The following is a 12,352-nucleotide window of genomic DNA, read 5'->3' as shown; positions in this document are numbered from 1 at the left end:
AAAACGAGGTACCTGCACGTATGTCCTTTACCCGTCGACAAATGCTCAAGGGCCTGACCGGCCTCGTCGTGGTTGGCCTGGGCGCCGGAGGCGCGGCTCGCTACTGGCTGGGCAAGGTCGAGGACGACAATGCCGGGCACGACTACGAGCTGATCGCGGCGCCCCTGGATGTCGAGCTGGTTCCCGGTTTCAAGACCGAAGCCTGGGCTTTCGGGCCCTCGGCACCCGGCACCGAGTTGCGGGTGCGCCAGGGCACCTGGTTGCGGGTACGCTTCATCAATCACCTGCCGGTTGAAACCACCATCCATTGGCACGGCATCCGCCTGCCGCTGGAAATGGACGGTGTGCCCTATGTGTCGCAACTGCCGGTCAAGCCGGGTGAGTTCTTCGACTACAAGTTCCGCGTGCCCGATGCCGGCAGTTACTGGTACCACCCGCATGTCAGCAGTTCCGAGGAGCTGGGGCGTGGGCTGGTCGGGCCGCTGATCGTCGAGGAGCGCGAGCCGACCGGCTTCCTGCATGAACGCACCCTGAGCCTGAAGACCTGGCACGTGGACGAGCAGGGCGAGTTCATGCCGTTCAGCGTGCCTCGCGAGGCCGCGCGCAATGGCACCGCTGGGCGCTTGATCACCATCAATGGCGAGGCCGAGGCGGTCACCGAGTTGCCCGCCGGCCAAGTGGTGCGTGTGCGGCTGCTCAACCTGGACAACACCTGGACCTACCGCATCAACCTCAAGGGCAACTGCGAGGCGATGATCTATGCGCTCGATGGCAACCCGGTGACCCCGAGGCCGCTCGAGGACGACTACTGGCTTGGCCCCGGCATGCGCATCTGCCTGGCCATCCGAATTCCCGAGGCCGGCGAGGAGATTTCCCTGCGCGACGGCTTCGTGCGCCTGGGCACCCTCCGTTCGGTCGCCAGCAGCGAGGCACCGAGCGACTGGCCCAAGGCGCTGCCGCCGAACCCGATCGCCGAGCCGGACCTGGAGAAGGCCGAGAAGCTGAACTTCAATTTCGAATGGGCGGGCCAGGTTTCGGTGAACACCGACAACGGCAAGCCACCGAGTCTGTGGCAGATCAACGGTCAGGCCTGGGACATCACCGACAAGACCTGCGCCGACCGGCCGATTGCCACGCTGAAAAAGGGCAACAGCTATATCTTCGAGCTGAAGAACATGACCCAGTACCAGCACCCTATCCACCTGCATGGCATGAGTTTCAAGGTGATCGCCTCCAATCGCCGCAAGATCACCGAGCCCTGGTTCACCGACACCTACCTGTTGGGCAGGAACGAGCGTGCCCAGGTGGCGCTGGTAGCGGATAACCCAGGCACCTGGATGTTCCACTGCCATGTGATCGACCACATGGAAACCGGCCTGATGGCCGCGATCGCGGTGGTCTGATGCGTCCGCGGATCATCGATCGCAGCGGCGATCAGGCATTCATGCAGTTGGCGCTGGAACTGGCGGCTGAAGGCGCTTTGCTGGGGGAGGTGCCGGTAGGTGCGGTGCTGGTGCAGCAGGGGCAGGTGATCGGCCGTGGTTTCAACCGACCGATCACCGACAATGATCCCAGCGCCCACGCCGAAATGGTCGCCATTCGCGATGCAGCCAAGGCTGTCAGCAACTATCGGCTGCCGGGCAGCACCCTGTATGTGACCCTCGAGCCCTGCAGCATGTGTGCGGGCCTGATCGTCCATTCGCGGATAGAGCGGGTGGTGTATGGGGCGCTGGAGCCCAAGGCGGGGGTGGTGCAGAGCCAGGGGCAGTTCTTCACCCAGGGCTTTTTGAATCATCGCGTGTTGGTGGAGGGGGGCGTGCTGGCGCAGGAGTGCGGGCAGATTCTCAGCGACTTCTTCAAGGCGCGCCGGGCCAAGTCCTGACTTGCCCGCCAAGAGGCCGCTGCAGGGTTACATCGGCGGTGATTGCTCCGCCGGCTTGTCTTTGTTGACCGCAGGCACATGCAGGTTGCCCTCGGCCACCTGTCCCTCGAGCTGCGGCTGGGTCACCCAGGTGAGGATGTCGTAGTAGCGGCGGATGTTGGCCACGAAGTGCACAGGCTCGCCGCCGCGGGCGTAGCCGTACTTGGTTTTGCTGTACCACTGCTTCTGCGACAGGCGTGGCAGCATCTTCTTCACGTCCAGCCACTTGTTCGGGTTCAGGCCTTCGCGCTTGGCGAGGGTACGAGCGTCTTCCAGATGGCCGCTGCCGACGTTGTAGGCGGCCAGGGCGAACCAGGTGCGGTCCGGTTCCTGGATGCTGTCGTCGAGCTGCTCCTTGATGAGCATGAAGTATTTCGCCCCACCCATGATGCTTTGCCTGGGGTCCAGCCGGTTGGACACGCCCATGGCCTGGGCGGTGCGCTGGGTCAGCATCATCAGGCCGCGTACGCCGGTCTTCGATGTCACCTCGGGCTGCCACATCGATTCCTGGTAACCGATCGCCGCCAGCAGCCGCCAGTCGACCTGCTCGACCTTGGCGTAGCTCTTGAAGTGCTTTTCATACTTGGGCAGGCGCTGCTGCAGGTGCTGGGCGAAGGTGTAGGCGCCGACGTAGCCAAGCACGTCGACATGGCCGTAATAACGGTCTTTCAGGCGCTGAAGCGTGCCGTTCTTCTGCGCCTTGTCGAGAAACTCGTTGATCTCGTTGAGCAGGCTGTTGTCTTCGCCGGCCGCCACGGCCCAGCGCTGGTCGCGGGCATCGCCCAGGTCGAAGGCCACGCGCACGTTGGAGAAGTACACCTGGTTCATCGCCAGTTCGTTGGAGTCGACCAGGGTCAGGTCGATCTGGCCTTCGTCGACCATGCGCAATAGGTCGACCACCTCAACAGCGTCGGACTCTTCGTATTCAAGCGTCGGATACTGCTTTTTCAGTTCAGCCAGCTGTTCGGCATGGCTGCTGCCCTTGAGCACCATGATCTTCTTGCCGATCAAATCCTTGGGTTCGGTGGGGCGGGAACGGCCATTGCGGTAGATGACCTGGGGGGTGACTTCGAGATACGGGTGGGAGAACTTCGCCTGGGTGGTGCGTTGCTCGCTGCTGACCAGGCCGGCGGCTGCCAGCACCGGACCGGAAGGCTTGCCCAACTGGTCGAACAGGTCGTCGAGGTTGTCGGCGGTCTCGATCTCCAGCTTGACGCCCAGATCGTCGGCGAAACGTTTGACCAGCTCGTATTCGAAGCCGGTTTCGCCGTTGCGGTCCTGGAAGTAGGTGGCCGGGCTGTTGCGGGTTATGACGCGCAGCACGCCGTCCTCCTTCACGCGCTCGAGGGTGCTGGGTTTTTCAACACAGGCACCGAGCATCAGCAAGAGTCCGGTTGCGAAGAGCCATCTGGCGCAGCGCTGGCGCAAAGCAGTGTGGGCGAACATAGGTTGCAGTATACGCAAAGGACCGCCCGCGCCATATCTCGACAACCGTTAGCTTGTCTGGTAGCGGGTCGTGTGTTTGCGGGGGCTTGCCTTCGGAGGATCGCCCAGTGAAAACCCCTCCGGCCAGCCTGCAGAATTCTGACCCCCAGGTCCGGTTCCACCGCCCGGCAGCATTGCCCTCTGGCGGGTGCCGAAAGCCGTCGAATTAGGCTAGAATGCACGGCCTCTAAGCACACCCCTTCCTGAGGCTGTCCCGACGATGTTGATCCTGCGCGGCGCTCCTGCCCTTTCTGCCTTTCGCCACGGTAAATTACTCGAGCAACTGAGCCAGAAAGTCCCCGCTGTTACTGGTTTGTATGCCGAATTCGCCCACTTCGCCGACGTCGACGGCGAGCTGACCGCCGACCAGCAGCAGGTGCTGGGCCGTCTGCTCAAGTACGGCCCGAGCGTGCCGGTACAGGAGCCGAGCGGCCGCCTGTTCCTGGTCGTGCCGCGCCTGGGCACCATTTCGCCCTGGGCCTCCAAGGCCAGCGACATCGCCCATAACTGCGGCCTGCAGTCGATCCAGCGCCTGGAGCGCGGCATCGCCTACTACGTGGCCGGCTCGCTCAGCGACGCCGACGTCGCGCAGGTGTCCGCCGAACTGCACGATCGCATGACCCAGCGCGTGCTGACTCAGCTGGAGCAGGCTGCAGACCTGTTCAGCCACGCCCAGCCCAAGCCGATGACCTCGGTCGACATTCTCGCAGGTGGCCGCGCCGCCCTGGCCCAGGCCAACGTCGACCTGGGCCTGGCCCTGGCCGAAGACGAGATCGACTACCTGGTCAACGCCTTCCAGGGGCTCAAGCGCAACCCGAACGACATCGAGCTGATGATGTTCGCCCAGGCCAACTCCGAGCACTGCCGCCACAAGATCTTCAACGCCAGTTGGGACATCGACGGCCAGGCTCAGGAAAAGAGCCTGTTCGGCATGATCAAGAACACCTACCAGATGCACAACGAAGGCGTGCTGTCGGCCTACAAGGACAACGCCTCGGTGATCGTCGGCAACGTCGCCGGCCGCTTCTTCCCGAATCCTGAAACCCGCCAGTACGGTGCGGTGCAGGAGCCGGTGCACATCCTGATGAAGGTCGAGACGCACAACCACCCGACCGCCATCGCCCCGTTCTCCGGCGCCTCCACCGGCTCCGGCGGCGAAATCCGCGACGAAGGCGCCACCGGCCGTGGCGCCAAGCCCAAGGCCGGCCTGACCGGCTTCACCGTATCCAACCTGCGCATCCCGGGCTTCGAACAGCCATGGGAGCAGGCCTACGGCAAGCCTGAGCGCATCGTCGACGCCCTCGACATCATGATCGAAGGCCCGCTGGGCGGCGCCGCGTTCAACAACGAATTCGGTCGTCCGGCCCTGACCGGCTACTTCCGTACCTTCGAGCAGAGCATCAACACCCCGCACGGTGAAGAAGTGCGCGGCTACCACAAGCCGATCATGCTCGCCGGCGGCATGGGCAACATCCGTGAAGACCACGTGCAGAAGGGCGAGATCACCGTCGGCGCCAAGCTGATCGTGCTCGGCGGCCCGGCCATGCTGATCGGCCTGGGCGGCGGCGCTGCCTCGTCGGTGGCCACCGGTGCCAGCTCGGCTGACCTGGACTTCGCCTCGGTCCAGCGCGAAAACCCGGAAATGGAGCGCCGTTGCCAGGAAGTCATCGACCGCTGCTGGCAGCTGGGCGACGACAACCCGATCGCCTTCATCCACGACGTCGGCGCCGGCGGCATCTCCAACGCCTTCCCGGAACTGGTCAACGACGGTGGCCGCGGTGGTCGCTTCGAGCTGCGCAACGTGCCCAACGACGAGCCGGGCATGGCCCCGCACGAAATCTGGAGCAACGAATCGCAGGAGCGTTACGTGCTGGCCGTCAGCGCTGTCGACTTCGAGCGCTTCAAGGCCATCTGCGAGCGTGAGCGCTGCCCGTTCGCCGTGGTCGGCGAAGCCACCGAAGAACAGCACCTGACCGTCACCGACAGCCACTTCGACAACACCCCGGTCGACATGCCGCTCGACGTGCTGCTGGGCAAACCGCCACGCATGCACCGCTCGGTCACCCGCGAAGCCGAGCTGGGCGATGATTTCGACCCGAGCGGGCTGGACCTGGACACCGCCGTGCAGCGCGTGCTGAGCCACCCGGCCGTGGCCAGCAAGAGCTTCCTGATCACCATCGGCGACCGCACCATCACCGGCCTGGTCGCCCGCGACCAGATGGTCGGCCCGTGGCAGGTACCGGTGGCCGACTGCGCCGTCACCGCCACCAGCTTCGATGTCTACACTGGCGAAGCCATGGCCATGGGCGAGCGGACTCCGCTGGCACTGCTGGATGCCCCGGCATCCGGGCGCATGGCCATCGGCGAAACCATCACCAACCTGGCCGCCTCGCGCATCGACAAGCTGTCCGACATCAAGCTGTCGGCCAACTGGATGTCCGCTGCCGGCCACCCAGGCGAAGACGCGCGCCTGTACGACACCGTCAAGGCTGTCGGCATGGAGCTGTGCCCCGAGCTGGGCATCACCATCCCGGTCGGCAAAGACTCGATGTCGATGAAGACCAAGTGGAGCGAAGAGGGCGTCGAGAAGAGCGTCACCTCGCCGATGTCGCTGATCATCACAGGCTTCGCCCCGGTCACTGACATCCGCAAGACCCTGACCCCGCAACTGCGCATGGACAAGGGCGAGACCGACCTCATCCTGATCGACCTGGGCCGCGGCAAGAACCGCATGGGCGCCTCGATCCTGGCCCAGACCTACGGCAAGATCGCAGCCCAGGCGCCGGACGTCGACGACGCCGAAGACCTCAAGGCGTTCTTCGCCGTGATCCAGGGTCTGAACGCCGACGGCCATCTGCTGGCCTACCACGACCGTTCCGACGGCGGCCTGGTCACCACCGTGCTGGAAATGGCCTTCGCCGGCCATTGCGGCCTCGACCTGCAACTCGATCCGCTGACCGACAGCAAGGGCGACGTGCCAGCCATCCTCTTCAACGAAGAGCTGGGTGCGGTCATCCAGGTTCGCCAGGACGCTACGCCAGACGTACTGGCCCAGTTCAGCGCCGCGGGCCTGGGCGAGGAGTGCGTCGCGGTGATCGGCAAGCCGGTCAACAACGGTGAGGTGTCCATCAGCCTGAACGGCGAAGTGCTGTTCGACGATGACCGTCGCATGCTGCAGCGCCAGTGGGCCGAGACCAGCTATCAGATCCAGCGCCTGCGCGACAACGCCGACTGCGCCGACCAGGAATTCGACGTCCTGCTCGAAGAGGACAATCCAGGCCTGTCGGTCAAGCTCGGCTACGACGTCAACGAAGACGTCGCCGCGCCCTACATCAAGAAGGGTGTGCGTCCGCGAGTGGCGATCCTGCGTGAGCAGGGCGTCAACGGCCAGGTCGAGATGGCTGCAGCCTTCGACCGTGCAGGCTTTGCCGCGATCGACGTGCACATGAGCGACATCCTCGCCGGTCGCGTCGACTTCGAAGCCTTCAAGGGCCTGGTCGCCTGCGGTGGCTTCTCCTACGGCGACGTACTGGGCGCCGGTGAAGGCTGGGCGAAGTCGGCGCTGTTCAACAGCCGTGCCCGCGATACCTTCCAGGCCTTCTTCGAGCGTACCGACAGCTTCGCCCTGGGCGTGTGCAACGGTTGCCAGATGATGTCCAACCTGCACGAGCTGATCCCGGGCACCGAGTACTGGCCGCACTTTGTGCGCAACCGCTCGGAGCAGTTCGAAGCGCGTGTAGCCATGGTCGAGGTGCAGAAGTCCAACTCGATCTTCCTGCAGGGCATGGCCGGTTCGCGCATGCCGATCGCCATCGCCCACGGCGAAGGCCATGCCGAGTTCGCCAGCGAAGAGGCACTGCTGGAAGCCGACCTGTCCGGTTGCGTGGCCCTGCGTTTCGTCGACAACCACGGCAAGGTCACCGAGCAGTATCCGGCCAACCCGAACGGTTCGCCACGGGGCATCACCGGCCTCACCAGCCGCGACGGTCGCGTCACCATCATGATGCCGCACCCTGAGCGTGTGTTCCGCGCCGTGCAGAACTCCTGGCGTCCGGATGACTGGCAGGAAGACGCCGCGCTGATGCGCATGTTCCGCAACGCGCGGGTGTGGGTGAACTAAGCGGTGCACAAGCTCGCCTTCTTCGTCCCCGCCAGCCACGTCGAGGTGGTCAAGGCCGCCGTGTTCGCCGCCGGAGGCGGGCGTATCGGTGACTACGATCACTGTGCCTGGCAGACACTTGGCCAGGGTCAGTTCCGCCCGTTGGATGGCAGCCAGCCATTCCTCGGGCAGGTGGGCCAGGTCGAGGTGGTGGAGGAGTGGAAGGTGGAGCTGGTGGTGGCCGATGAGCGGGTTCGCCAGGTGGTCGCCGCATTGAAACAGAGCCACCCTTATGAAACGCCGGCGTATGAGGTCTGGCCTTTGCTGGACATCTGAGTGCGCTGAAATTTTGCTGCTGCACATCGACAAGCCCCGGCAGTCTTCTGCCGGGGCTTGTCGTTTCTACAGGTTTTAACTGAACAGCCCTTTCAGACGTTCCCAGGCGCTTTCATCCACCGCTGGCGCCTCATGATCGTGGTTGAGCGCTTCGAAGACAGCAGGGTCGCTGGATTTCTGAATTTCCTTGGGGTGCTCGCTTGCCCACTTGCTGACCAGTTCGTCCTGCCATTCGCTGTCGTTGGGGTGGGTAAAGTAGCTGCGCGCTATCTTGATCGGATCGCGCAACCGCCCCCCCTCCCAGTATTTGAACATGGCGAAACCGACTTCGCGCACTGCAACCCGGGCCATCAGGGTGGCCAGGGTATGCAGCGGATGCACGTCATGGTCCTTGGCAAGCTGGGAGTGGGTCGGATTGGTCGAGCCGGTGAGCATGGGATTGCCCATTCTGTACGTCTGGATATCGTCGACCGAGTTGCCGATCAGGTTGAGGATGGCCCGGTAGCCAACCTTGGGCAGGTCGGTTGCAAGGCGCAGCGGTGAGCCCGTGATCCAGGAAATGCGCCTCGCCATATTGAACCCTGGCAGGTCCGCCAACGTGTCGCGAACTTCGAGTGCGTTGTTCAGGTATTCCTGCCACTGCGGATCGGGGTGGTCCTGAAGCAGGATCAACAGCGCCAGTTCAGTGTCCGAGCGCTGCCCTGGCGTGATGTTCTCGAAGTCGCCGGAGGGGGCGAAGAGTGCATTGGCCATCGGCTCGGCCAGGCTGGCTATCACATCGCTGCCGGCGAACATGCCGGTGACGATGGGCCAGCGGTGCTTGCAGTCGGCTTGTGCGGTCCAGGTCAGTACCGTGTCGTGACCCTGCTTGTGCAGGCTCAATTCGGCGTAGTTGGAGTGGGCGAAGTAATCTTCCAGCACGTGCAGTGCTGCACCGAATTCGCGCAGGCCCTCAGGGGTCGGGCCCGCCGCCATTGCCTCGCGCAGTCGTTCGCACATGTAATCGACCGAACTGAAGATGTGGCGCTTCATGGACGTATCCGGATCGACCTGCAACCGCGGATCGTCCTGTGCGACAGGCGGCTCGAAGTCTGCATCGATGGTGCTTGGGTCAGTCGCTGACGGGTTGGGGTTGTAGGGATTGTCGATGTGCTCGGTAGGACGATACACCCCGAGCATCTGCGGTGTGACCATGTAGTGCGCGCGCTCTTGCGGCGTGGATTGCAGGCTGGGAAATGCCTTGAGCGCCAGCAGGTCTACGAGTTGGGTCAGGACTTTCCGGGAGAGCTTGCGCGGGAACTCTTTGGGCGCGTCTTCGGCACGGACCAGCTTGGGATCGAGCAACTGCGAGTAGTCGCGCAGCCAGTTGCCGAAATAGATCGCCTTGCGTTGTTGCTCATTGAACCCGGCGTACTTGAGGTCTTCCTCGATCGACTCATGCCCCCAGGACATTTCAGGGTTTTTCTTGTCGCCCTTGCCCGCAGAAAAGCCCTCGGTGCTGCCTTCATTGGTGTTGGCGCGTTGCGCATGTTCATCCTGGCTCTGGCGGATGAACAGACGCATGGCCTGGTCATCGGCTCGCAGGGTGATGGTTCGGCCTGCTTCGGTCAGTTGGGCGATCTGCAGCTCACCGCTTGGGCCTGACTCCATGCAGCCGATCAGGTAGGCGAAGCGCGCACCTTCCTCGAGCTCTGCATCCTCGGCGATCGAGGCAAAGCCATCGTCCAGGCCTTTCGCGAAGTCTTGGCGCAGAAGGTTGTCCAGGTGATGACCGAACTCGTGCAGCAGGATGGTCGCCAGTTCACAGGCCGCCTGTGGCTGCAGCAGCGCGGTAGCGATCACCTCGGGGTGCAGGTGGATGATACGCGTGGCATTGTCGTAGCAGGCTTTGCCTGCCACCTGTGGGTTCACCTGGTGTAAAGGGTTGCTCAGCGTGCCGTCGCGTAGTGCGTCCTGCAGCTGCTGATAGCAACTGTCTGGCACGTCGTCACCGAACACAGGGATGAGCATTTCGCGGAAGGCCTGTGCTGAGAGTGGCCGGCTGATTTCGGTGAGTCGATCAAGAGCGAAGCGGGTGTGCAGGCTTAGTGGGATCATGCTGGGGACTCATCAATTGACGGAGTCCCCAGCATGTGAGCCGCGTGGTGCAAGAGGGAGCAGGCAACGCCTCCCGCTGTAGGCGCTACGAAAGGCGGGTGCGCGTCTGAAGGGCCCCGCAGGCCAGCAGGCCGATCTCGAACAGCAACCACATCGGGATGGCGAGCATGGTCTGGGAGAACACGTCAGGAGGCGTGAGGATCATACCGGCCACGAAACAGCCGACGATCACGTAGGGCCGGCTACGGCGCAAGCTGGCGACATCGGTCAGGCCTGCCCAGACCACGATGAAGGTTGCCACCGGAATTTCGAATGCCAGGCCGAACGCCAGGAACAGGGCGAGAATGAAGTCCAGGTACTGGCTGATGTCGGTCATCATTGCCACGCCTTCGGGGGTCACGCTGGCGAAGAAGCCGAACATCATCGGAAACACCAGGAAGAACGCGAACGCCATGCCGCCGTAGAACAGCAGGATGCTCGACACCAGCAGCGGCAGGGCGATGCGTTTCTCCCGCCGATAAAGCCCCGGCGCGATGAAGCCCCAAGCCTGATGCAGCAGCACTGGCATGCTGATGAACAGCGCGCACATGGCCGTCAGCTTGAAGGGCGTGAGAAACGGCGAGGTGACGCTGGTTGCGATCATGCTCGCGCCCTCGGGCAGGAAGCGGCGCAGCGGCTCGGAGACCAGGGTGTAGAGGGTCTGGGCGAAGGGGAACAACACAGCGAACGCCAGGGCGATGGCCAGCAGGCAACGCACCAGGCGCTTGCGCGCGTCACGCAGGTGTTCGGTCAGCGGCATTGCCGACCTTCCGTGGACAGCGAAGCTCATGATGTACGTTCCCTGGCGGGTGCTTCATCGAGGCTGACACCCTGGCGGATATCCTGCTCCAGTTTGCGCAGCGCCGCATCGTCCAGGGCTGGCATGTCGATTTCCCGCTCGACCTGGGCGCGCAGCATGTTCATGGCCCGCCGCGCCTGCCCAAGACCGCGCCCGACGGTGCGCATCGCCACCGGCAGGCGTTCGGGCCCCAGGACCAGCAGAGCGACGGCGCCAACCAGTAGCAGTTCGCTGAAACCGATCTCGAACATCAGCCCTGGCGATCCGTTGGCTGTTGCTGTTGAACCTGTGCGTTGGGTGATGCGCTGCTGTTGTCGTCACCGCCCATCGACTTGCGAAAACCCTGGATCGCTTCGCCGACATCGCTGCCCAGGCCTTTGAGGCGCTTGGTGCCGAACAGCAGGAAAACGATCAGCAGCACGATCACCAGTTGCCAGATGCCTATACCGCCCATGTGCGAGAACTCCTGTAAGGTCATGAAAAGGAAGGCCAATCCTGCCTGCTTCAGATGACGCCAACGTGACTGTCGGGAAACGTTGCCATGTGCTTGCAACACGCACCGTGTTGACTGGCGCCTCCACGGATGACGAGGCGCGGTGCAATGGGTGGTGGACGACAACAGGGTGCAGCGTTGCTGATGGTGATGGTGGCGCTGGCGATGCTTGCGGCCGGCCTGGCCTGGCTGGTGGAGGAGGGGCGTCGGCAGGTCGATGAGACGCGCTTGCTGCGCCAGCGCGTGCAGGTGCGGGCGATGGAGCAGGCTGGCCTTGCCTATGCCAGCCAGGCCCTGCGCGATCCGACCTGGCGCGCCAGCCCCCTGTTCTGGCAGGCCCTGCGCGGCCAGGCGCTGGAGTATGACTTTGGTGCAGGCAAGGCGCGCCTGCAGGTGCGCGACCAGCACACCTGCTTCAACGTCAATGCCTTGCTGGGGGAAGATGCCGAGCGTGCCGAGCGCCAGTTGCGTAGATTGCTCGGCGACGACATGGCTGCCGAGCGACTGGTCGACGCCCTGGCCGATTGGCTGGACGCTGACAGCGACCCCCGCCTGCAAGGTGCCGAGAGCGGCCAGTACCTGCGCCAGCAGCCACCACGTCTGGCAGCCAACCAGGCGATGCTCGACCCGAGCGAGTTGAACCTGCTGCTGGAGCCCGATGCCGGGCGCCAGGGGCGCTATCCGATGCTGTGCGCATTGCCGCAGACCAGCGGTTGGCGGCTCAATGCCAATGCCTTGAACCTGGAGCACCTGCCGTTGCTGGAGGCACTCTACGAGGGGCATTTTTCCCGCTCGCTGCTCAGCCGGATCATCACCAATCGGCCGGCGTCGGGTTATGTCGATGCGGGAGGGTTACGCCAGGCACTGGGCGCTTTGGATGACGAGAGCTTTGCTCGGTTGAGCGAGGGATTGTTACTCAACAGCGGGTTCTTCCTGTTGCAGCTTTCGTTCGAGGAAGACGGGCGAGTGGTGCGCAGCCAGTTTCAGGTCGAGGCGTTGGGGGTGGTGCAGTGGCATGCGCGGGTGCCGGCGCAACAGGTTCGGATTCGCGGGCGCGAGCCAGTGTTCTAGCGTTCAAGCGCC

At 63.8% G+C, this 12,352-nt stretch carries 10 protein-coding genes; 5 read left to right on the top strand and 5 right to left on the bottom strand.

The window, feature by feature from the left end; translation table 11 throughout:
* The first annotated feature begins 20 nt into the window (after positions 1-20).
* Together F6X62_RS02770 and tadA are read left to right on the top strand one after the other, a co-directional pair.
* On the top strand, positions 21-1,403 hold the full coding sequence (locus F6X62_RS02770) for a multicopper oxidase family protein (RefSeq protein ID WP_153772636.1): 1,383 nt from the start codon (positions 21-23) through the stop codon (positions 1,401-1,403).
* Positions 1,403-1,882 carry a tRNA adenosine(34) deaminase TadA gene (tadA, locus tag F6X62_RS02765; RefSeq protein ID WP_054894702.1) on the top strand — a complete coding sequence of 160 codons (480 nt, stop codon included), beginning with the start codon at positions 1,403-1,405 and terminating at the stop codon, positions 1,880-1,882. Before F6X62_RS02770 ends, tadA begins: the two co-directional genes overlap by 1 nt.
* 27 nt (positions 1,883-1,909) lie before the next feature.
* On the opposite strand, the gene mltF is transcribed toward tadA, so the two are convergent.
* Entirely contained in the window at positions 1,910-3,367 is a 1,458-nt protein-coding gene (mltF, locus tag F6X62_RS02760) for a membrane-bound lytic murein transglycosylase MltF (RefSeq protein WP_065863195.1), read from the bottom strand.
* Between the two features lie 259 nt (positions 3,368-3,626).
* Between mltF and purL the strand changes: the two genes are divergently transcribed.
* Positions 3,627-7,526: a phosphoribosylformylglycinamidine synthase gene (gene purL / locus F6X62_RS02755; RefSeq protein ID WP_153772635.1), complete on the top strand. Its 3,900-nt coding sequence runs from the start codon at positions 3,627-3,629 to the stop codon at positions 7,524-7,526.
* A 3-nt stretch (positions 7,527-7,529) separates the two neighbouring features.
* Positions 7,530-7,841, top strand: a complete 312-nt coding sequence (locus tag F6X62_RS02750; RefSeq protein WP_151925310.1) for an NGG1p interacting factor NIF3 — start codon at positions 7,530-7,532, stop codon at positions 7,839-7,841.
* A gap of 75 nt (positions 7,842-7,916) precedes the next feature.
* Here the strand turns inward: F6X62_RS02750 and F6X62_RS02745 are convergent, their stop codons facing one another.
* The 4 genes from F6X62_RS02745 to tatA form a co-directional block, all read right to left on the bottom strand.
* Positions 7,917-9,938, bottom strand: a complete 2,022-nt coding sequence (locus F6X62_RS02745; RefSeq protein WP_153772634.1) for an HET-C-related protein — start codon at positions 9,936-9,938, stop codon at positions 7,917-7,919.
* Between the two features lie 85 nt (positions 9,939-10,023).
* A complete protein-coding gene (gene tatC, locus F6X62_RS02740) occupies positions 10,024-10,767 on the bottom strand; it encodes a twin-arginine translocase subunit TatC (RefSeq protein WP_153772633.1) in 744 nt (247 codons plus the stop codon).
* Positions 10,764-11,027 (bottom strand): Sec-independent protein translocase protein TatB, encoded by a 264-nt coding sequence (gene tatB / locus F6X62_RS02735; RefSeq protein ID WP_153772632.1) that lies wholly within the window; start codon positions 11,025-11,027, stop codon positions 10,764-10,766. Before tatB ends, tatC begins: the two co-directional genes overlap by 4 nt.
* On the bottom strand, positions 11,027-11,230 hold the full coding sequence (gene tatA, locus F6X62_RS02730; RefSeq protein ID WP_054894695.1) for a twin-arginine translocase TatA/TatE family subunit: 204 nt from the start codon (positions 11,228-11,230) through the stop codon (positions 11,027-11,029). Before tatA ends, tatB begins: the two co-directional genes overlap by 1 nt.
* A gap of 147 nt (positions 11,231-11,377) precedes the next feature.
* On the opposite strand from tatA, the gene gspK reads away from it, so the two are divergent.
* The gene (gene gspK / locus F6X62_RS02725) at positions 11,378-12,340 is read left to right on the top strand and encodes a type II secretion system minor pseudopilin GspK (RefSeq protein ID WP_153772631.1); all 963 of its coding nucleotides are present in this window, start codon (positions 11,378-11,380) and stop codon (positions 12,338-12,340) included.
* Positions 12,341-12,352 lie beyond the last annotated feature (12 nt).

It is taken from the genome of Pseudomonas sp. MNR3A (genome assembly GCF_009650575.1).
In the GTDB taxonomy this organism is placed as follows: domain Bacteria; phylum Pseudomonadota; class Gammaproteobacteria; order Pseudomonadales; family Pseudomonadaceae; genus Aquipseudomonas; species Aquipseudomonas machongensis.
This window is presented reverse-complemented; position numbering and strand designations above follow the sequence as displayed.